This is a genomic window from Desulfomarina sp., from assembly GCF_054039375.1.
Map to the genome: position 1 here is coordinate 1 of NZ_JBPLBA010000280.1, position 21,971 is coordinate 21,971.

The 21,971-nt window shown below is 44.3% G+C and carries 19 protein-coding genes and 1 pseudogene; 7 read left to right on the forward strand and 13 right to left on the reverse strand.

Annotation, left to right across the window (positions count from 1 at the left end; translation table 11 throughout):
- The 4 genes from ACXLDX_RS15465 to ACXLDX_RS15480 form a co-directional block, all read left to right on the forward strand.
- Positions 1–598 (forward strand): outer membrane beta-barrel protein (locus ACXLDX_RS15465; protein WP_457578086.1); only part of this gene is annotated, 598 nt, incomplete at its 5' end.
- Between the two features lie 471 nt (positions 599–1,069).
- Positions 1,070–1,861 carry a polysaccharide biosynthesis/export family protein gene (locus ACXLDX_RS15470; protein WP_457578087.1) on the forward strand — a complete coding sequence of 264 codons (792 nt, stop codon included), beginning with the start codon at positions 1,070–1,072 and terminating at the stop codon, positions 1,859–1,861.
- A gap of 298 nt (positions 1,862–2,159) precedes the next feature.
- Positions 2,160–4,385 (forward strand): GumC family protein, encoded by a 2,226-nt coding sequence (locus tag ACXLDX_RS15475; protein ID WP_457578088.1) that lies wholly within the window; start codon positions 2,160–2,162, stop codon positions 4,383–4,385.
- Positions 4,386–4,453: 68 nt separating this feature from the next.
- On the forward strand, positions 4,454–6,796 hold the full coding sequence (locus ACXLDX_RS15480; protein ID WP_457578089.1) for an O-antigen ligase family protein: 2,343 nt from the start codon (positions 4,454–4,456) through the stop codon (positions 6,794–6,796).
- A gap of 31 nt (positions 6,797–6,827) precedes the next feature.
- Here ACXLDX_RS15480 and ACXLDX_RS15485 read toward each other — a convergent pair whose 3' ends face one another.
- The 5 genes from ACXLDX_RS15485 to ACXLDX_RS15505 form a co-directional block, all read right to left on the reverse strand.
- Entirely contained in the window at positions 6,828–7,373 is a 546-nt protein-coding gene (locus ACXLDX_RS15485; RefSeq protein WP_457578090.1) for a hypothetical protein, read from the reverse strand.
- Between the two features lie 45 nt (positions 7,374–7,418).
- Positions 7,419–8,033 carry a methyl-accepting chemotaxis protein gene (locus tag ACXLDX_RS15490; protein WP_457578091.1) on the reverse strand — a complete coding sequence of 205 codons (615 nt, stop codon included), beginning with the start codon at positions 8,031–8,033 and terminating at the stop codon, positions 7,419–7,421.
- The gene (locus ACXLDX_RS15495) at positions 8,030–8,776 is read right to left on the reverse strand and encodes a hypothetical protein (RefSeq protein WP_457578092.1); all 747 of its coding nucleotides are present in this window, start codon (positions 8,774–8,776) and stop codon (positions 8,030–8,032) included. Before ACXLDX_RS15495 ends, ACXLDX_RS15490 begins: the two co-directional genes overlap by 4 nt.
- Positions 8,777–9,005: 229 nt before the next feature.
- Complete coding sequence (locus ACXLDX_RS15500; protein ID WP_457578093.1) at positions 9,006–9,845, reverse strand: calcium:cation antiporter family protein; 840 nt, start codon at positions 9,843–9,845, stop codon at positions 9,006–9,008.
- Entirely contained in the window at positions 9,842–10,117 is a 276-nt protein-coding gene (locus ACXLDX_RS15505) for a thioredoxin domain-containing protein (RefSeq protein ID WP_457578094.1), read from the reverse strand. Before ACXLDX_RS15505 ends, ACXLDX_RS15500 begins: the two co-directional genes overlap by 4 nt.
- Before the next feature lie 204 nt (positions 10,118–10,321).
- On the opposite strand from ACXLDX_RS15505, the gene ACXLDX_RS15510 reads away from it, so the two are divergent.
- Together ACXLDX_RS15510 and ACXLDX_RS15515 are read left to right on the forward strand one after the other, a co-directional pair.
- On the forward strand, positions 10,322–10,963 hold the full coding sequence (locus ACXLDX_RS15510) for a CBS domain-containing protein (RefSeq protein ID WP_457578095.1): 642 nt from the start codon (positions 10,322–10,324) through the stop codon (positions 10,961–10,963).
- Between the two features lie 100 nt (positions 10,964–11,063).
- Positions 11,064–11,765: a YkgJ family cysteine cluster protein gene (locus ACXLDX_RS15515; RefSeq protein WP_457578096.1), complete on the forward strand. Its 702-nt coding sequence runs from the start codon at positions 11,064–11,066 to the stop codon at positions 11,763–11,765.
- A 99-nt stretch (positions 11,766–11,864) separates the two neighbouring features.
- Here the strand turns inward: ACXLDX_RS15515 and ACXLDX_RS15520 are convergent, their stop codons facing one another.
- The 3 genes from ACXLDX_RS15520 to ACXLDX_RS15530 form a co-directional block, all read right to left on the reverse strand.
- Complete coding sequence (locus ACXLDX_RS15520) at positions 11,865–12,626, reverse strand: ATP-binding protein (protein WP_457578097.1); 762 nt, start codon at positions 12,624–12,626, stop codon at positions 11,865–11,867.
- A gap of 465 nt (positions 12,627–13,091) precedes the next feature.
- On the reverse strand, positions 13,092–14,726 hold the full coding sequence (hcp, locus tag ACXLDX_RS15525) for a hydroxylamine reductase (RefSeq protein WP_457578098.1): 1,635 nt from the start codon (positions 14,724–14,726) through the stop codon (positions 13,092–13,094).
- A 278-nt stretch (positions 14,727–15,004) separates the two neighbouring features.
- The gene (locus ACXLDX_RS15530) at positions 15,005–15,802 is read right to left on the reverse strand and encodes a class I SAM-dependent methyltransferase (RefSeq protein ID WP_457578099.1); all 798 of its coding nucleotides are present in this window, start codon (positions 15,800–15,802) and stop codon (positions 15,005–15,007) included.
- 158 nt (positions 15,803–15,960) lie between these two features.
- Between ACXLDX_RS15530 and ACXLDX_RS15535 the strand changes: the two genes are divergently transcribed.
- Entirely contained in the window at positions 15,961–16,506 is a 546-nt protein-coding gene (locus ACXLDX_RS15535; protein ID WP_457578100.1) for an NADH peroxidase, read from the forward strand.
- Positions 16,507–16,722: 216 nt separating this feature from the next.
- On the opposite strand, the gene ACXLDX_RS15540 is transcribed toward ACXLDX_RS15535, so the two are convergent.
- The 5 genes and pseudogenes from ACXLDX_RS15540 to ACXLDX_RS15560 form a co-directional block, all read right to left on the reverse strand.
- Complete coding sequence (locus tag ACXLDX_RS15540; protein WP_457578101.1) at positions 16,723–17,883, reverse strand: MBL fold metallo-hydrolase; 1,161 nt, start codon at positions 17,881–17,883, stop codon at positions 16,723–16,725.
- Positions 17,884–17,957: 74 nt separating this feature from the next.
- Positions 17,958–18,797: a rhodanese-like domain-containing protein gene (locus tag ACXLDX_RS15545; protein ID WP_457578102.1), complete on the reverse strand. Its 840-nt coding sequence runs from the start codon at positions 18,795–18,797 to the stop codon at positions 17,958–17,960.
- 95 nt (positions 18,798–18,892) lie between these two features.
- On the reverse strand, positions 18,893–19,381 hold the full coding sequence (locus ACXLDX_RS15550) for a hypothetical protein (protein ID WP_457578103.1): 489 nt from the start codon (positions 19,379–19,381) through the stop codon (positions 18,893–18,895).
- Between the two features lie 13 nt (positions 19,382–19,394).
- Positions 19,395–20,597: an FprA family A-type flavoprotein gene (locus ACXLDX_RS15555; RefSeq protein ID WP_457578104.1), complete on the reverse strand. Its 1,203-nt coding sequence runs from the start codon at positions 20,595–20,597 to the stop codon at positions 19,395–19,397.
- Positions 20,598–21,807: 1,210 nt separating this feature from the next.
- A pseudogene (locus tag ACXLDX_RS15560) lies at positions 21,808–21,971 on the reverse strand (nickel-responsive transcriptional regulator NikR); the annotation flags it as partial.

Below are 21,971 nucleotides of genomic sequence, written 5' to 3' on the forward strand. Positions count from 1 at the left end.
TAAATACAGTCTTCTGACATCTTTTTTTCTGGAGTATAAGTTTATTGATGTGGCCTACGATCAATCCACTCAGATAGATAACAATTCACATTTTATCTATGGTGGCATTAAATGGGATACCACGGAAAAACTGGCTATGCTTTTTAAAGTCGGATATCAGAATAAGAAATTTGATGACAATTCACTTGGCCAGGAAGATTTTGACGGTATTGCCTTTGATCTTCAGTTCACTTATCGTTATTCAGAGAAGACAACCATGTCTCTTGACATGTACAGAACAAATGAAGAGACAGATAATTTTCAGGCCAGTGATAAAACCGTTGTAGGTTCGGTTTTCGGATATAAACAAAAATTTACTGAACGTTTAAGTGGCAGTTTTGATTTCACCTATGAAAATTCCGACTATTCGAACCTGCATACAGTTACAGCTGAAGACCGAGATGACTGGACCATAGTTCTGCGCCCGGCTGGTCAGTATCTTTTCCGGGACTGGTTGATGTTTGAGCTGGCTTACCAGTATGAACGCAGAGAATCGACTGATGATTTCTTTGACTATGACTCCAATTCGGTTATCTTTTCAATTAACCTGGCATTATAAGACGTCATTTTGCTTTAACGGGAACCACGCACAGGCATAGCAGCTTTTCACGGTGTTGTTTGCCCGTATAGGTCAACTGCATCGCATAAAAATCTTGTAAAGGTTTGTGGTATCTGTGAGTGGTTACGTTTTAACGAAGTAAAAGTTGCCCCGTACTGTAGGTATATTATATACTCACTGTATGGGTTTTTTTATTTCTGGTTACCAATCAAATTCAGCCGGATTTGGAATGTGCCTGCTTTATCGGGTTGGCCTGCGGTCAAAAATCACTGGAAATCTTAATTGATAAGGAATTCAAATGAAAAGTGTCAGTCCAGATTATTTTTAAACCAATATAATGTGATTTTTGAAATACGCCTGATAAAACAGGCACATCCCCAGACTCCCAAACAGCAGGCTGAGTTTTGTCCATAATCAGATTTTTATTTGAACCGCATCGGGCTGTGAAATGTTCTGAAAGGATGGATGATTATGAAAAGAACGATAATTTTGTTGATTCTGACTTTAAATATGTTTTCTGGAGTAGCCGGACCTGTGCTGGCTGATGATTATCGTACCGGGCCCGGTGATGTCCTCAAAATCATAGTGTATGACAATGATGATTTGACGGCGAAGGTTCGTATTTCCGATGCCGGAACAATAGTCATGCCCCTTCTGGGGCGGATCGACATCAATAAGTTGACGATAGATCAGATCACTGAAAAAATTACCCGCCTTCTTGCCGATGGATATCTTGTCAATCCACAGGTGAATGTATTTGTAGAGGAATACAGATCTAAAAAAGTTGTAGTTCTGGGAAATGTCAGAAGGCCCGGGATAACGGAACTGACAGGACCAATTACTTTCCTGGAATTGATTTCCCGGTCCGGCGGGCTTGAAAAGGATGCCGGAGATACCGCGACTATCCAGCGGAAAGAGGATGGTGGAGAGAAGGTGATTGTTATTGACTTGAGGGCCCTTATAGAAAGGGGCGATCTTTCTCAAAATATAGTTATACGGGATGGAGATACGGTTTTTATTTCAAAGGCTGGAATGTGTTTTATTACCGGTGAGGTCAATTCTCCCGGAACCTATCCATGCGGGGATAATGGTACTGTGCTGAAACTGGTTGCCCTGTCTGGAGGTTTTACGGGTAAGGCTTCAAAATCAGGAATAAATATTGTACGAATAATAAACAATAAAAAAACAGTAATAGAGGATGTGGATCTGAGTACGCCTCTCGTGGACAACGATGTGGTTGTTGTTCCGGAAAGCTTTTTTTAGAGTAACTACTCACAGGTACCCCAGCTTTTCACGGTCTCTTTCGTCCGCATAGGTAGGTAAAAGCGAACAAAAGAGCCTGCAAAAATCTGCGGCAGGTGAGCAATTACAGTTCAGAGGTAATAAAATCATATAATTGCTACCCCTGTGAGTAGTTATTTTTTAGATTAAGTTAATGGCATTGGATTGTAATGAACCCAGGTGTATTAACGGCTGAGCTATTTTACCCAGTCAGCCTGGGTTGATCTAAAAAGGCAATGAATTCAGAAATCATCTCAATGCAGAAGGAAAGAAGGTTTTTATGGAGAACTCGCCATACTGGGAACTGATAGACGATGGAGATGATGGGGGAATTGATCTCAAGACATATATTGGCATCATCAGGAAGAGGTGGGGGCTTGTTCTTTCAGTGGTGTGTTTTGTTTTGCTTGTGACAGTAGTGGTCACATACACGACGACTCCCATTTATACATCTTCATCGCAGGTTTTGATTGAGAGAAATTACGGCAAATCGGCACTTGAATCAAATTATTACCGATATGAACCTGATTTTCTTGATACCCAGTCGGAGATCATTAAAAGTGAAAATGTTGCGCTTAAAGTGGTCAGGCATCTTCAGCTTGCAACGAAATATCATCATTATTTTTTCAACCAGTCCTCTGATGAGCAGTCCGTTGTCGGTCTGGTAAAAAAGAAAATTGTCCATTTTGTAGAAACGGGTCTCTCTTTTATTGCCGGGACAGGAAGAGAACAGAATAAAGGGGACCGTTCAGATGGGATAATTCCCGTTGAGCCGAAAAGCGATGAGGAAATCATAGCTTCAATCATCAGATCGGGGCTCAGTGTTACTCCTTTGAAAAACACCAAAATTGTGACCATCTCCTTTCGTTCGAGGAATCCTGCCATCGCGAAGATTGTGGTGGATGCGGTGGTGAAAGCGTATATGGATGAGATGCTCGATATTAAGTTGAGCACCAGCAGCTATTCCCTGAAATGGATGACTGAGAAAGCGGCCGAAGAAAGAGACAAACTTGAACGGTCTGAAAGAGAACTGCAGAAATTCATGCGGGAGAATGATCTTGTTACCGTTGAAAACCGGTTGACTATTCTCCCTCAGAAACTTTCAGAATTCGGCAGTCAGCTCTCGAAAGCGGAAACAGAAAAAAACGAACTGCAGGACCTTCTCGAACAGATTGAGTCGGCTGGCAATGAAATTGAAAAACTGGAAAGGATTCCTCAGTTTGCCCAGGATGCTGTCCTGAAAAATATTCGTGAGCGAATTTACAAGGCCAATCAGAATATTCAGGAGCTCTCAAAAAAATATGGCAGAAAACATCCGGTAATGATAAGGGCCCGTGATGAATTGAGGATCCTGAAACAGGAAAAACGGTTTGAAATAGACCGTGTGGTATCAACGATCAAGAATTCCTATGAACTGGCGGTATCAAAGGAGAAAAGTTTAAAGAAACTGCTGGAGACAACCAAGCGTGAAATGTTGAATCTGAATGAGAAATTTATGCAGTATTCCATCATGAAACGAGATGTGGACAGCAATCGTGTTCTCTATGACACTCTGCAGACAAGTATCAAAAAGCAGGGGGTAACGGAACAATCCCAGAGCGTTAATATATGGGTTATAAAAAAAGCTGCTCTTCCTGTGGTCCCGTCCAAACCAAATAAGAAATATAATTTAATTGTCGGCCTTATAATCGGAATCTGTGGAGGACTCGGCCTGGCCTTTCTCGTTGATTATCTGGACAATACCATCAACAGTGTCAGGCAGATTGAGGAAAAGTTCGGCCTGACGGTTCTGGGCTCTATTGAAGAGTTGAAGGGTAAAGATAAAAATATTGACACGTTTATTCTTTACAATCCTCTTTCTCCCATTGCTGAAAGCTATCGCCTGATCCGTTCTGCCCTGCTCCTGTCAAAAGCAGATCATCCGCCCAAGGTTGTATTGATCACCAGTATGAATAAATCCGAGGGAAAGACAGCCACCGTAACTAATCTCGCAAGAATGCTGGCCAAAGGTAAGAAAAATGTGCTGGTTGTTGACTGTGATCTCAGGCGCCCGAGAATGCATTCTCTTCTCGGAATGCCCAATGATCTTGGTCTGAGTTCTTATCTTACCGGAAATACAGAAAAATGTCCTCTTCTGCAGGTTAGAGATGAAGGGTACTGCCTGATTCCTGCAGGGCCTGTTCCACCTGATCCTTCTGAATTACTGGGTTCACTGAAAATGAAGAACCTTCTGGAGATGATGGCTGAAAAATATGATTTCCTGCTCCTTGATTCTCCACCGGTTGGAGCGGTAACTGACAGCCTTACTCTCAGTCAGTATGTTGATGGTACTATTCTGGTTGTTAAGGCCGGCAGTACAACACTTGAGATGTTTGAGAGTGGTGTTAAAAAGATGCACGATATCAATGCACATATACTCGGAGTTGTGCTCAACGGATTGAAAATGGAAGAGAAAAATTCGTATCAGTATGGATATTCCAGCTACTATGCATCCGACGATGACTGATACGGTTCAGAGGTAATAAAATCACAGAGTTGCTACCCCTGTGACCAATTACACCCGAGGTTACCGGAATGAAACGGATCTCATCTGCACTGTTTCTCTTTACACTTGTCTTTGCTCCGCTGGCCTTTGGAACAGTTGAAGCATGGTCTCTTTCAGTTCTTGAGATCAGCACAGCTGCAGCGTTTTTACTGTTTTATCTTGCCGCCTGGCTCCATAAAGATTCAACGCTGAAAGTTCCGGGAACCCTGCCGCTTGTCCTGCTGCTGGGTATCATTGGATTCCAGCTCCTGCCATTGCCCATATCTGTTGTAAAAATCCTTTCACCGGAAACATACGAGGTTTATTCACCTCTTTTCCAGGTCGGTCATGAACAGAACTGGCTCCCCCTTTCCGTCAATCAGAGGGCTACTCTCCATGAACTGCTGCGGTTTGGATCATACGGTTTGCTCTATGTTCTTACCGTGCAGTTATTGAGTGAGCCCGGACGTCTGAGGAAAACTGCCGGTGTGGTTGTTTTTCTCGGTTCGGCCATTGCCCTGCTGGCACTGATTCAGAATGTCGGCTCTCCTGACAAAATATACTGGTTAAGGAAGGTTCCGGCCAATGCAAGTCCTTTCGGTCCCTGGATTAATCCTAACCAGTTTGCCGGATATATGGAGCTTGTCAGTCCACTGGCCTTTGGTCTTTTTCTCTTTTATCGTCCCAGGGTGCGAGGACATGAATCTTTTCGTGAAAAATTTGTAACATTCTTTACCATTCCCCGTATTCACCTGTATCTCTTTCTCTGGTTTGCAGCCTCCCTGATGGTTTTTTCAGTTTTCGTCAGCCTGTGCCGGGGCGGTATACTGGCAATAATTGGTGGGGGAGTAACTTTTTTCCTTTTGTACAGGAGAAAATTTCCCGGGCGGAGCAGCTATTTTTTCCTGACTCTGGCTGTTGCAGTCGTTCTGGCTGTTTCATGGTTTGGCTGGGATATTATCCTTTCCGAGTTTAACCAGAAAATTGACAGTGCGGGACATATACGGGAGGGACGTCTTCTTCTCTGGCAGGATACGCTTGCTCTTATCAGAGATTTCCCTCTTTTTGGAGCTGGATTCGGTTCATTCATTCATATTTATCCACTGTATAAAACCTTTGCCGGTAACCTGATTTATGATCATGCCCACAATGACTATCTCGAACTGTTGACCGATGGAGGCATTGTCAGTCTGCTGCTTGCTGCCTGGTTTGTTATCAGTATTCTTGTGCATGGCTGGGAAATGATCCGCAGAAGACGTGACAGATATGCTGTTTTTCTTGGGATTGGGGCGATCAGCGGAATAATCTCTCTTCTGGTACACAGCATGACGGATTTTAACCTGCACAACGGGGCCGTGGGGTATTATTTCTTTTTTCTTCTGGGCCTGCTGGTTGCGTCTGTTAATACCAGATTCAGTTATGGCAGTTCGGCCAGCCTTTTGAAAAAACAGTCTCCGGGATTGACTGTACCGGCTGTTATCATTGGTCTGGCCTGGTGTGTTTTCCTGGTTATTTTCCAGGTTGGTTCATACCGTGCGTGGTCCGGGTATGAAAGTATAGAAAATATTTATGTCAATCCTCATCTTGGCAGGAAATTTCTCTGGAAAATTGCGAAGACCATGGATAAAGCTGAACGACAGGATCCTTTCCAGGGATTGTATTCTTATAAGAATGGAACAGCGTTGTGGTATATGGGAGAGAAGGAGGCCGCACTTGAAAAATATATTCTTGCATTTCGTAAAAATCCCCTTGAAGGCATATTTCTTCAACAACTTGGTCTGCTTCAGAGGGATGAAAGGATAGCGGAAAAACTGCTTGAGGAGGGGTACAGGCGCACTCTTAATAAGGATATCCTGATTGCGAGTTATGTGGAGTGGCTGTTATGGCGGGGACGGCGGCTCAGGGCAATTGAGGTGCTGTCCCGCAGCATGCATGATGCTCCCGGCCAGGCAGTAGCCTGGATTGGCCTGTTGAGAGAATACTCTTTCAGTCATGAAGAACTTGAAAAAATAATACCAGAAAATTCAAAGACCTGGGTGAGTTTTGGCCGCCATTTATCAAGCATCGGACTCGAAAAAGAGGCCGTATATTTTTTTGACAGGGCAGAAAAACTCCTGATGGTAGAAAAGAATCCTCCTATGGAAAGCTATCGCAACCTTATCAGTTTTTTTTCCCGCCATGGTTTTTACGCGCGGGCACTTACTGTTTTGCGCCGGGCTGTTGAAAAACTTCCCGATGAGCCCTATTTTCATCTTCTGCTCGGAGAGTATTATCAGAAAGAGAATATTGTCTATCGTGCGAAAGAAGAATTTGAGCGGGTTCTGTTTCTCGATCCGGGCAATAAAAAAGCTGTACAGGCTTTAAGAAAGCTTGGTTTCGCAGACAGTTACTGATTCTGGGGAGAAGGTTCTATATTATGAGCGGTCAGTCGGTGATATGTTTCTCGGTAAACTGAGCCATCAGTTCATGGATGTTATATGGGGGGCGGATTTTGAAATAGTGGTCAACTATGGCATGCCCCATCTCATGGGCAAGGACACGCAGTCTTGCATCATCAACAGAGATATAAATTGTATCTTCTGAGAGGGAATAATAAGCGATATGATTCACTTTTTTATGGTATTTTCGTTTGTATACTGCCGAAACTTCGTCGGCATCTTTGAGTAATACAACATGGATATGCATGTTGTTCGGGAACATGTTGAGAACAACTTCCGCCTTTTCAATCAGGGTATCAAGTTTGGCGAGAACCTCGTCTTCCACGGTCACGATATTTTTTTTCCTGACAATGTAGTTGAGCTTGCGGGTCAGCCGGATTTGATCATTGAAATCATTTAGAAGTTGTCTGTTGGTATAGTGAAGGGTCGTGTATCTGCTTTTTGCCTCTCTGGCCATTCCCGGGGTCGGCATACAGTGGAGGCAGACCAGGAAAAGAAACAGATACGCAGCAGTTTTATTGTAACTACTCACAAGGGCACCAACTATATGATTTTATAACCTCTGCACAATTATGTTTTATTCATCCCGAAGAGTATATGATGAGCAGATTGACTGAATTTTTTTATTGTTTTCTTCAATATTCCACAGGATGGCTTTCATATTTTTCTTGTGATCTTCGGGTAAAGTGGAGGATTCAGTATCAGCCTGTTTAAGGAGAGTTTTTATGGCTTCTGTGTGAATAGTCAGTTTTTTGATAGTTTCTGACAGGTCCCTGTTAAAGGTGTTGATCTGTCTGGCCAGTTCCTTGCCTTCATCCCTGTAACGCAGATGAATAACATCGCTTAGGTCCCTGTTGAGCATTTTTGCAAGGGTTTTTTCAAAACGAAACAGGGGGCCGGCAATACGGTGGGTGATCAGCATCGCGGCAATGGTTATGAATATTGCCCCCAGTACGATAAAGATCCAGTGGGCTGTTAGAATGGATTTGAGCAGCATGAACGGAGTTCGTCCCAGCTGGAGGTCGCTGTTGGTATAGGAAATGGTCAGAGTATCTGCAGAGAAATAACCGAGGAGTATTATGAAAAAGAGACATCCGCCGGTGACGAAAAGGAAATAACCGAAAATCAGTTTTCCCTGGAGCTCTTTTTTTATGAAGATATTTCTTCTCTTATACTGTTTTGTCATGGTCATTTTTTTTCTTTTGGCTGATAAATGGTTATGGAGGCATTTTTCTTCAGATCCGCAAGCCAATTCTGCATTTGCCGTTCACGTTTGAATTCGACAAGAATATCGCGGATTTTTTCCCGTTTCTGATGTGAAACAGTGCCCGCCGGGGATGGTTCAATTTTATCAAGGCGTATAGCATATTTTTCGCTTCCGGTGTCCGCTGTAATTCTGTATTCACCGGGAGAGAGTGAGAAGAGGGTGAGTCTCAGCGGAAGAGCAAGGTCATCAAAAAGAACTGTATTGGTGATTCCCGGTGCTGTTGTGATTTGGTCCGAGGATTTGGGAATGGAGTTGAGCTGGGTGTAGGTCACAAGTTTTCCGGAAAAAGAGAGATACCGGTCAATTTCCTTGTCACTGACTGAAACCGTGATTTTACTGTTCTGGCGATCCAGAAGGACTTTTATAAGGGAGTTTTCATAATAATTCTGTAAAGCTTCTCTGAATGAAGGTTCCCTGTCGATACCCTGGCGTTGAGCTTCCTGGAGGAGGAGTTCACGGGTTATGACTTCATCGACCACGTCAGGCAGGTCTTGAGAATGATAACCGAACTTTCCATACCGAGATTCAATTGTTTTTCTTGCGAGATTGTGGCCGTTGACTGTTACAGCAATGTCAGTCTGTGGTGCCGGTTTATCCGGCAGCAGGAAGAAAAATGAAAAGAAGGTTATTGCCAGAACGATGGCAATGATGAAATAGATATATTTCATGGTGTGTTGTGTTCACTAAAAAGAGGTTGTTTTACAATTTCCGGTCCGCATTAATCCCATTTTGCGGGTACTGCTTTATGTAACTACTGCTTTGTTGTGTCCTGATTCCAGACCAGTGGCAGAAGAGATCGTCAAAAGTTGAAGTATCTGCGAATAATTACTATTTTATATCTAAATCCTGCAATTAGCAAGTTCGGAGTCTGCGTTTACCTGCATGAGCTGCATGCTTTTACGACAGCAGATAGGCAGCGATACCTATGGCGGCAAGCCAGAGATTAGTTATATTCGAAACAGTGATATTGAGAATTGCCCCCAGCCTGTTTCCTCTTCTCAGTAAAACAATACAGGATTTAAATTCTGGCCAGCTTGTCAGGCTGGCGAGGACCACAAAACCTATTACTCCTTTGGGTGCGTGGGAATTTGCTGCAGCAAAAGAGACAACAGGATCGAGAAAATAGCCGGTAATCGTAAGAATCAGAATAGACGGTAAAAGCCAGAAAGATGGGTTGAAGGAAAAATCTTCATCCTCTTCTTTTCCTGGTTCCTGGGGACGGAAAAAGAAAAAGAGCAGGGAGAGAGGCACAACAATCGCCAGCCACCAGGAGTAAAGAGATGGCGCAAGCAGGAAAAATCCAGCAGCAAGCAGGGCCGTGGTGCAGAGTGTTACCATACTGTATACCCTGTGAACTGAAAAGGTTTTTACAAACTGATGGCAGAGCAGGGTTGCCGTAATCAGCAATATTGGATTCATAAAATTGGAACCCAGTGGTGTTGATGCCGCAAAAACTATATCGTCGGCAAAGAGACCAGCCAGGAGGCAGATGGCTTCCGGGCCATTAGTTATGAATCCGGTCAGTGTACCGATTCCTTTTTTCTTTTTCAGGCACTCAATAATGATTTCCACGGCCAGGGAAATAAGAAGCATTTCCACTATAACGCCACCGGCCCCTATAAAAGTAAGGTTCAGGTTGCCATCAAACAGCAGGGCCGAGCCGCAGAAGAAGGCCAATACAAGTATCCAGATGATGAGATCCAGTTTTCCGATAGAACTGACAAGAAATGTTTTCAAGGTCTTCTGAGTTTTTCCTTATGGCGGGAGATGAAATCCTCGATTGACTTTCTGTTGAGATAAATGGAGCTGAGGGTTTCTTTTCCTATTACAAGTGCAGGTATCATTCGGATCCCGGTCTCCATAAACCTGAGAGGTGAACTCATGATATCAACTTCTTCAACATCTATATTACGGTCTTCCCCGATGATTGCCCGGAGGTATTTTCCCGCCAGAAAACATCTGGGACAGAGTTTGGAGCGATAGTAGGTTATTTTTATTTTTTTTTCCATGGCAGTTGCAATAATGAACAGATGTTAATCCGGAGTAGAGTGTTGCCCGGCAGGATACATGATGTTTATTTTTTTCTCAACAAACGAGTGGGATGAGAATTTAAAAGCGGCGATTTCCTGGAAAACCTATGGTATACTGAACACAGGAGATTTGTTTTTCGTTTCAAGGTACCCTTCAGTCAGATCCGAGGAAAAGGAGGTAAAATGTATATTCTGGAGCACATGACTCCTGATCCGATCACAGTTTCTTCGGAGATATTTATTCCCGAGGCCCGTTTGCTTCTAAATGAAAATGATTTCAGGCATCTGCCGGTTGTTGACGGGGACAGGAAACTGATTGGTATTATTACGGATCGGGATTTGAGATCGGCGTATCCCTCATCGGTTACCTCGAAAAGTGAGCGTATGTTGATATACGCGAGGGTTGAAAAGACCAGGGTGGCTGAAATTATGACCACTTCCTGTTCGACCCTGGGGCCTGATGCCACCATTGATGACGCTCTGCTGATTTTTGACCGGGACAAAGTAGGTGGCATTCCGGTGGTCAGCGAGGAAGGAGTGGTTATTGGTATTTTTTCCATGCGTGATCTTACAGCAGCCTACAGGAAATTGTTTGGAGTTGAGGAAAAAGGTTCCATGCTGATTACGGTTGAAGATGACGGCAGAGAGACTTTAATGAGTGAACTTGTTTTACTGCTTGAAGAGAACTCAATCCCCCTTACCCGACTGATCCGGCTCCGACACTGGCAGGAGGGTGCCAGAATCTACATGAGGGTAAATACCCTGAGGCCGGGTATGGTCAACAAACTGCTGATCAGAAATGGTTTTATTCCCCTTACACCGTAATCTGGACAGCTTTGCCGCCGTATCTGTCCGCAACATGTTACCTCAATGTCGTTAATTTAAGGATAAAATGGGATTCATCGCTTAAGTTAATGACATTGATATGTACCTGGAAATTTCAGAGAAGGAACAGGAAAAATCAGTGGAGAGTGAACAGAACCATTGCAGGAGATGTGGAAATTGCTGCAGACAGGGAGGGCCGGCACTTCATACACAGGATCTGGAGTTGATTCGGTCCGGACGGCTTCCCGTGAGAAGTCTCATTACTGTTAAAAAAGGAGAACTTGCATATAATCCCATATTAGAGAAGGTCTGTCCCGCCGGAGTTGAGCTGGTGAAGATAAGGGGTAGTGGCAGGCAATGGGACTGTTGTTTCTATGATGAAAAAAAGGGCTGCACCATTTATGAAGACAGACCCAGAGCCTGCCGGGTTCTTAAATGCTGGGATACGGAAGAAATTATTGCTCTTGTGGAAAAGGAAACGCTGACCCGTTTTGATATTCTTAAAGGGGATGATTCGCTGGTGGCTGTCATCAGGGAGCACGAGCGGATATGCCCCTGTCCAGATTTTGAGTATCTTCAGCAGAATATTGGGAAATTGACAGATCGGGAAAAAAAGGAACTGGAAAAGCTTGTACGAAATGATCTTCGTTTCCGGGCCAGGATTATTGAAGATTTTACCCTTGATCTGAACAGGGAACTCTTTTATTTCGGCAGACCTCTTTTTCATCTGCTTCAATCCATGGGAGTTGGGACCAGCGAATCAGATGGGGAAATACACCTCAGATGGAAAGATATCAACTGAATCCGTAAATGGACTGACCGAAAAGGGTAACGAACGATTTTATCGAGAATATCTCACGCAGCCGTTACGGATTCAGGTTTTATAACGCAGGGTCGTGTCTTACCAGGTTTTTCTGGCCAGTTCCTCACCCTGGGTAGAGATTGTAATTTGCTCGACGGGTATATTTTTGCCGGCTTTTTCTATGGCCTTTCTGATGATGACATTCATGGCGGAACAGCAGGGAACCTCCATGATGAGGATTGTCAGGCTTTTCAGTTCGCATGTTTTTATTATTTCTGCGAAACGGTCCACATAACTTTCCGCATCATCGAACTTGGGGCATCCCATCATGACAGTTTTCCCCTGGAGATATTTTTCCTGGAAGTTTCTTGCAGCCACCGCGCAGCAGTCAGCCGCCACCAGGAGATCACTGTTTTTAAGAAACGGTGCCTGGGGGGGGACGAGACGAATCTGAACCGGCCAGTGCGTCAGCAGGGAGGCATTATTGCCCGATGCGGCTATCTCCACGGGGACATTTGCTGTCTGGCAGGAAGACTGGCGTTGTCCGGAAGAGGGAAAGGATTGAATATGAGTCGATGCACAACCGCAATCCATTGTGTCCTCCGCCTGTTCCTTTTCTTTGGCCAGATATTCCTCCACAGCCTCTTCGTCAAATTCGTCCGCTTCTCTTTCTATTATTTTCAGTGCTCCTGTCGGACATGAACCCAGGCAGGCACCAAGTCCGTCACACAGGTTTTCGGCAACCAGTTTTGCTTTACCATCGATTATCTTCAGAGATCCTTCAGCACAGTCGGGTACACATTGTCCACACCCGTCACACAGTTCTTCATCTATCTCAATTATTTTTCTCATCGCTTTCATATCAGTCCTCCCGGCGGTTATTCTTGTATTGTAACTGACTCACGGTCACCCCGGTTTTTCATGGTCTCTCTTGCCCGCATAAGCAGGTAAAATCAACAAAAGAGCCTGTGAGAACCTGTGACAGGTGAGTAATTACAGTTCAGAGGCAATAAAACCATAGAGTTGTTGCCTTCTGTCGATCATTTTATGGAATCACTATACTGTCATATCTGGAAATCTTCAGATATGACAGTATAGTAGCATTTACATGGAAAATATCCTTGATCTGGATCAAGTTCTATTGTTTTCTTTCCATGCACAACGAAAAAAGGCGGGATGCATCTGCAACCCGCCTTTTACGTTAATAAAATAAACGCTTCTTTAACTGCTGGCAGTTACCTCCTGATGTCCATCTGAAAATCCCCGGCTGAGGGTTATATTGCTGCAGCCGGTATTTTCATCATCATGGAGTTCGGTCATACCGGTTCATCCAAGAATGGTCTTGAGATCTTCCGCCGGAGTTTCAGCAATCGGCTTGCAGTCAAAATTCTCGACGAGAACGTCCAGAACATTAGGTGTAATGAAAGCCGGCAGGGAGGGTCCAAGACGGATATCTTTTATACCCAGGCTGAACAGGGTAAGCAGAATAACAACCGCTTTCTGTTCGTACCAGGAAAGAATCATTGAAAGTGGCAGATCATTGACGCCACAGTCAAAGGCGTCGGCGAGTGCCACTGCAATCTGGATGGCTGAATAAGCATCATTACACTGTCCCACATCGAGAAGCCTCGGAATTCCACCGATATCACCAAGTTTCTTGTCAAAGAAACGGAATTTTCCGCAGGCCAGGGTCAGAATCATGCAGTCTTCCGGAACCTGCTCAACAAATTCCGTGTAGTAATTTCTACCGGGTTTAGCGCCATCACAACCACCCACGAGGAAAAAGTGGCGGATGGCCTTGCTCTTCACTCCTTCAATAACTTTGTCTGCCACACCGAGCACTGTATTGCGGGCAAAACCGGTGAGTACACTGCCTTTATCGGTATCCTCAGGAAATCCGGGCAGTGCCAAAGCACGTTCAATCACCGGCGTGAAGTCCTTATCTTCCCCAATATGAGTGACATCCGGCCAGCCAACCAGTCCTGTGGTGAAGACATTATCCTTATAGGAATCTTTCGGTTTCTGGATACAGTTAGTGGTAAAGAGAATCGCACCGGGGAATTCTGGGAATTCCTTGGCCTGATTCTGCCAGGCTGTACCGAAATGACCATAGAAGTGGTCATATTTTTTCAGTTCCGGATAAGCGTGGCAGGGCAGCATTTCACCGTGGGTGTAAATATTGATGCCCTTTCCTTCAGTCTGCTGCAGGAGAAGATCAAGATCTTTCAGGTCATGGCCAGTAACGACAATGGCTTTTCCGGCTTTGGCACCCAGGGGGACTTCAGTCGGGGTCGGATGACCATAGGTTCCGGTATTCCCGGCATCAAGCAGTTCCATGGCCTTCAGATTCACTTCACCACATTTCAGGGTAATGCCAACCAGCTGTTCCAGGGACTGTCCACCTCTGGTGAACTCTGCCAGGGTCTCGTGGATATACTCATAGACGGAATCATCTTCCTGTCCGAGAATGGCAGCATGGTCAGCGTAAGCCGCGAGACCTCTGATACCGTATACTGTTATCTGCTTCAAGGAACGGAGATCTTCGTTTTCGTCAAGGCTGTTCATGAAATCCAGCTCCATTCCCTGGGCAATCAGACCGTCAAGGGAGTCAGCCGGGGTAAAGTTGGCCGCGGCCGCATCAAAAGATGTGCTTCCTCCGGCAGCTTTTACTTTTTCTTTCAGGGCTTCCCTCAATTCCACAGCCTTGTTGATCCAGGTTTCAAAACGTTTGGAATCAAAGTCAACATTGGTCAGGCAGGCAAAAACAGCTTCAGCCGTGAATCTGTTGATGTCGTTGTCGACTATACCGTTTTTCCTCGCTTCAACCGCCACGACCGATAATCCCTGGATGGTGTAGGTCAGCAGATCCTGTAGTGCGGCTACATCCTCTGTTTTTCCGCAGACACCGATTTTTGTACAGGCAACACCTTTGGCAGTTTGTTCGCATTGATTGCAAAACATAATGTCCTCCTTAATAAGACAAATTCGGCCATCCTCTCGGGACAGGCCACTTGTTTATTTGAAAATCCCACCGGCGATGATTGCTTTGCGCAGTCGGATTTTCATTACTTTGTTGCAGCTGAACATGATGATTCAGCCTTTATGTATCGATTTGATAAAAACACAGCCCGGTTAAGAGGAAATTTTTTCCTTTCAGGCATTGAGAGGGACTTTACACTATGAGTGTCTCAATATCTTTGACCTACGTCAAGGTATAAATATTATTCTGTCATTCTGATTCAGGACTGCTTCTGAAAAACAGCTAGCAGCAGGGAGTCTCTTACGCACGTAAATGGTTTCAGTTCATGACTGCCGAAGCATTTTTCAAGTTTAAATCCGGTTTGATGAAAGAATTCAATCCAGCTTGTGAATGAAAAAGCTGACAGGGTGAAACAGTGACTGTAATCACTGTTTCTCTGTCCTGCAGTCATAGGTCTTATACGAAATCTTTCTTCAACTTCAATGATGTGAGAAGATGAAATATATTTTTTCAGGACCTCTTTAATAATTTTTCCCCCCGCCGGTCTGTCAAACATCTGGAACTGGAATGTTTTTCCTTTCTGTTCCTTCAATTTCTTCCCTGGCAGATAGAGCTGGAGGCAGAGCCGGCCAGAATCAATGAGACAGGCAGAACAGTGGTGCAGGCAGTTGAGAATATCATCCCTGCACACCAGAAGATTCAAAGTATTATAAGGAATTATAATGGAATCAAATGGGGCTGAAAAGGCCATGTCGCGCATATCCATACAGAGAAAACGGCAGCTGTCTGAGGTCGTTTTCCGGGCTTTATTCAACATGGGCAACGAGATATCAATTGCCGTTATTTTCCTTTTTTTATCTGCCAGTTGCCTGCAGACCCTGCCACTGCCGCATCCTATCTCCAGAATGTCTCCAGTTGCGGGTAGATGGTGGTGGTAAAACGGGATATCTGCTGAAAAAGCATCCATCTCAAGGCTGTAGAGGTCGCTGTACAGTTCTTCGCAGAGGGGGATAAAGATGTCTTCAGGTTCTTCGTCATAATTATTGTATATTCTCATATGAGTTTCTTTTTGAGCGAGTGTCAGAGATGTTTTTCAAACAACGTGGAAAAATATGAATTACAATAGAATTATTGCTTGCAAAATACTACTCCAATGTGTATTGTGATTCCGCAATTTGCAATAATGGTTATCATTATCGACTAAAGGAGAAAAAAATGGAAAAATTTGTATGCAGTGTATGTGGTTTTGTTCATGAGGGTAATTCAGCACCTGATAAATGTCCCCAGTGTGGTGCAGCCGCTGAAAAGTTTCGTGTACAGGGTGATGAGGCAACTTCATGGGCTGATGAGCATGTGATTGGTGTGGCCAAAGGAGTTGATGCTGAAATTATTGAAGGATTACAAGCGAATTTCACCGGCGAGTGCACTGAAGTCGGTATGTATCTGGCCATGAGCCGACAGGCTGACCGTGAAGGATATCCTGAGGTGGCCGAGGCCTATAAGCGCATCGCTTTTGAAGAAGCAGAGCATGCTGCCAAATTTGCTGAACTTCTCGGTGAGGTCGTTGTTGGGGATACGAAGGCTAATCTTGAGGCAAGGGTTGCCGCGGAGCATGGTGCCTGTGCCGGTAAAAAGGAACTGGCTACCAGGGCCAAACAGCTGAACCTTGATGCAATTCATGATACAGTTCATGAGATGTGCAAGGATGAGGCGCGTCATGGCCAGGCATTTGCCGGTCTGCTGAAAAGGTATTTCGCGTAAAAGTTGTAAGTTACTCTTACAGGGCGGGTTATCAATAAAAAGGTCGGATTTTATATCCGACCTTTTTTATTCTTGATTACCCTTGAAACTCAGGCAAATTGTGGATGTGCCTGTTTTATCAGGCTGAGTTTCATACGTAATCAGATTTTTATTTGAATTCTTAGTCAATTTGAATTTTGTAATTCCCACAGGTGCTGCGGATTATTACAGGCACTTTTATTCTGTTTTTTTGTTCTGGGCCGCATAGGCTGTCGCTGCACACTCGTTTTTCCCCAGGTCGAGTATTTCCGCCTGTTCATCGTCAACCTGTTCCAGGTTTGCGTTTATAAGACGTATTTTTGCATATTCCGGGGGCTGCTCACGCATATTGGACTGTATGAATGTAAGAAATTCTGATTTGTTATCTATGGCATAGATGTGTCTGTTAAAGTCAATCACATTGCTGAGGGAATCGGCAAATGAGAGGCGGCTGTCCGCCTCATCCCAGCTCATATAGTGGCCGGGCAGAACAGTCAATTCTCCAGAGAGTTTTTTTACTTTCTGCAGGGTTTCAAATAGAGTATCGGACCAGGCTTCAACCTGGCCACCCAGATCAGGGCGACCCACGGATTGAATAAAGATTATGTCTCCGGAAATAATAAATTTTTCATCAATGATAAAAGAAGTGGAGCCGGGGGTGTGGCCGGGAGTTGAAAATACTTTGACTTTCGGTCCTCCGTTTGAAAAAGAAATAATTTCACCGTCCGACAGGGGTGTAAACGAAATTTTCGTAGACCCGAAATCAGCAGAGCCGGCAAGAAATTCGGCTCCACTTTTTTCTGAGAGCATCCTGCTGCCGGCTATGTAATCGGCCTGCAGGTGTGTTTCAAAAGTTTTGACTAAACGGCAGTTGTTATCTTCTGCAAAATCAAGGTAAAAATCAACATTTCTGGAAGGGTCAAAGAGCATGAGTTCGTCTTCGTACTGGAGCCCATAGCTGCATGATGCCTTTCCAGGTCTGATAAATTGAAAAAGTCGATAGTCGCCTCCGTCATTCACCTGAACAGGAACCAGGAGATTTCCCCAGGATTTAATGCCTCCCTCCAGGAAACCGACATCATCAAAGCCATGTTTTTCAAGGATTTCCGCCACAAATTGAGCAGAACCCTCTTTGGCGCAGACAATACGAACCGGTTTATCCCGGGGAACCTTCTCCACGCACTCATCCTCAATCTCCATAAAATCAAAATAGGAAACATTGAGCATTTCAAAAGGGAAAGGGGATTCCACATGGAAGCGTCCAAAGTCTTTTGAATTCCTGACGTCGAGCAGGATAAAATCTGTTTTTGATGTCAACCAGCCATAAAGATCTCCGGCAGGATATTTGAATATAGTCATAATTTCTCCTTTGCTGAATCGGCAGCCGCCTCATATTTTCTCTTCATCAATATGATAGAAAAAATAAAATCTTTTCAGCAGTTGCTTGAAAAACCTTGTTCTGTCAATAAATTATCTAATTCGAAAGAAAGCTTGTCAAGGTGTTTCTGTTCCTCTTTGGCCATTTGCAGGTAAAATGTGCGCAGTTTGAGCTCGGATTCATATTTTCTGGAGAGACGAAGATAGAGGTCAAGGGCCTGGGCTTCAAACTGCATGGCAAGATGATAAATCGTTTCTGGGGAATCAAATTGATTTCCGAAGGCAGCGGTCAGCGATGAGAGACTGATTCCTCCTTCCGCCACCGGCTCCTCTGTGCTCACCTCTGCTGGAGATGGTTGTGAAAACAGGGCAAGGAGTTTTGCCATATGACCATCTTCAAACCGGGCCAGTTCGTGCAGAATTTTCCTGAAACGTGAATCCTCGGTTTCATCTCTGAGAACAAGATAGAATTCCTTCAGTCCGGCCTCCATCTGATAGGCCATTGCGAAGGCGGAATCAAAATCTTTTCTGAGAAAAAATTCAAGGCCCTGACTGCTTGAACCCTGTACCCTGTGTCCCTGCCACTGTAATATCCCACCAGCCATATTGAGGACTCTTGGAAAAGAGTGACCACGCAGAACCTGGCAGGCCGCATTGCTGCGCGCACCGGATCTGCAGTACACTATCGTCTCCCTGTTTCTGTCCAGCTCTTCAATACGGTCAGGGAGTTCCCTGAGGGGGATCAGGAGGGCCCCGGGGAGGTGAAATTCCTTATATTCTCCAGGTTGACGCACATCAAGGAGCGTGAACTCTCCGGGGGGGCGCGAAGCAAGTAGCTCTTTTGCCTGGTCGGCGGAAATTGAATCGCTCTTGTCAAAAAGGGTTTCCCAGTTCATTTTTCTCTATATTTTTCAGTTGCTTAAAGGTGTCAGAAATAAAATCATATCTCCTATGAACCTCTGTCGCATTTTTTGTTCCGGTCACGTACGCATCAGGCGGATTTGTGCAGTAGTCCGGCCTCTTCCGGGACAGCGGCAAAACAGTCGAGATGGAGAAGCCATAACTTTTTTTCTGAATCGGCAATGAATGCACTGCAGTTTTCAGGAAGCCGGTGACTGTCATCAATCAAATTGTAAAAAGAAGAGTCAATTCCGATAAAACCATCAAGAAAGTGGCTGAGGATATGAAGCAGTTTGCTTTCATAGCCTTGGTGAATAGATTCCAGGGAGTCAAGGGAGCTGAAACCTGCCTGTTTCAGTTCCTCCACCAGATTCCGCACCTGAACACGATTCAGTTTTTCCGCATCCTGGAGCTGTTGCAGAAAAATGCTGTCCCGGCTGTTGCAGGATTTCTCCTTGACTACCTGGATACGATCATATTTTACCAGCATTGTTTTTCGGAAAAAACGTAAGACCTGATCCCTGGAGGCGGTGAATGAATCACCGGCCAGGAGAATCTTATGTTCAGATATTTTTTCCATTCGTCTTTACCGGCTATTGTCCTGCAGTGCTTTCCAGAACTCGCCTGCCTATTCTGCGCCCCATCTCCACACACTCTGCAAGACTCTCCTGGTTCGGGACATATTTGAGACGTAAGCCATCTTCAATGACTTTGATTTTCATGTCTTCCAGGGCCTTGTTCATAAGATTGACCGCTTCCCCGCTCCAGCCGTAGGAACCAAAAGATGCCCCGAATTTATTGGTCGGTTTCAGGCCACGCATATACATGAGCAGGCCGGCCATGCGGGGCAGAAGACCATTGTTCAAGGTTGAACAGCCAAGAACAATAGTGTTTGCATTCAACACCGCAGTCATGATATCGCTGCGATGGTGCACCTTGAGATTGATAAGATCTGTGCTGACCCCTGTTTCTGTGATCCCTTCCGCTATCGAGTGGGCCATTTTTTCAGTGGAATGCCACATGGAATCATAAATAACCAGTGCTTTCTGGGCTGCCTTGTTCTGGGACCAGTTATCATAGGCCTGCAAAATTTTGTCTATATTGGAGCGCCAGACGACACCATGGTCCGGCGCTATCATTTTGATATCAAGATCCATCTCGCCGACAGCCTTAAGAAGCTTGCGGATAAGAGGTGAATAAAGGTAGAGGATATTGGCATAATATTTAGCACTCTCTTCCATAACCCGCCACAGATCGACTTCATCGTCGAATCGTTCAGTGGTCGCAAGATGCTGACCGAAAGCATCGCTGGAAAAAAGGATCCCGTCTTCTTTAATGTAAGAAAACATGGAATCAGGCCAGTGGAGCATACGGGTTTCAATAAAGCGAACGGTCCGTTTACCCAGACTGATTTCATCACCGGTTTTAACTACTTCATAGGGCCAGTCATCTCGATGAAAATGGTCAATAATTGCCTTCTTCCCCATGGGGGAGCAGATGATTTTTTCGGGCTTGACCAGTTCAACCATATCGGGCAGACATCCTGAGTGGTCAGGTTCAACATGGTTGACAACAATATAGTCAATTTTTTTCGGGTCAATTATGGCCTTGATATTGTGAATCAGGGTGTCCCTGTGTGATTTCTTTACCGTATCAAAAAGAGTGATCTTTTCATCAATGATAAGAAAGGCATTATACGTTGTTCCCTTGTAGGTCGAGTAGCCGTGGAAATCACGAACATCCCAGTCAACTGCTCCAACACTGTAGATTCCTTTAGCGAGTTCAGTCTTTTTCATGTCAGCTCCGGTGATATTATATTTAGTATGTAGCATGGTAATTATTCACCTGCTCCAGCTTTCACAGCCTCTTTTGTCTGTACAGGCAGGAGACAGTGAAGATAAGAGCTCGGAAAAATCTGTGGCCGGTGAGTAATTACAGTTCAATTTCAATAAAAACACAGAGTTATTAACCCTGTATTAGTTAGTGTCAGTCCAGATTATTTTTAAAGCAATAGATAGTGATTTTTGAAATACTTCTGAAAAACAGGCACATTTTCAGATTCATAATTCGCAGGTTGAATTTTGTACGCAATCAGAATTCTTTTTAGAATGAAAAAATACAAATAAAAAGATAATTTTACAACTTCAGTTGATTTGTGCAATTTAATTATGACCAATGATTTTCGCTGAATCTGTTAATAATAATTATTATTGACTCTTTCAAGGTTATTTTTTCATCATTTGAAAAATTAAGGTGAATTTTCGGGATTGTTGAAGGTATGTTAAACGTGATTGATTCGGGTATCCTTTTTTCGGTTTCTTTAGGCCGCAGAGGCAGGTACATTTCCAATCTGCCAGAGTTTCATGGGTGGTCGGGAACAGGTTTGACTTTGACCTGAATCCTGTACTTCAGAAAATGAAAAATGTGATTATAATCTGATTTCAAGGCCCGCTTCCGACAGGCAGGCAGATTCTGAACCTGTTGATTTCAGGGTTCAGGTTTCAAAATGTTACTTGATTACCCATGAAACTCAGCCAAATTGCGGATGTGCCTGTTTTTATCAGGCTAGCCTGCGGTCAAAAATCACTGGAAATCTCAATTGATAAGGAATTTAAATGAAAAAGTGTCAGTCCAGATCATTTTATAATCAGTCTAATGTGATTTTTGAAATACGCCGGATAAAACAGGCCCAATCCACAGATTCACAAATAACAGGCTGAGTTTCATACGTAATCAGAAAATAAAAAGGTCACCTGAGGTTAAGATGCCGGGCGTTTTTTTCCTTGTTCTCGAACGAAAATCTAATTTTTCAAGGTACACCTCGCAGTATGAGGGGGGAGAGAATCTAGTGGAGGTAATTGCTCACAGGCCCCAGCTTTTCACGGTCTCTTTTGTCCGCATAGGTGAGCTATAGCGAAGAAGAGCCTGTAAAAATCTGTGACAACTGTAAGCAATTACAGTTCAGAAGTAATAAAATCATCGACTTGCTACCCCTGTGATCAATTACTAATGGAGAGATTTTCCGGTGCTGCTCATGGCCAGGTGGCCGTCCCTGACTCCTTTGAGAGCGATAAGCTTGTTGGCGAGATCCTGTACATCCTTGGCCTTGCCCTTGACTACGATTACTTCAAGGCAGTTATCATGATCCATGTGGACATGGGTCGTTGAGA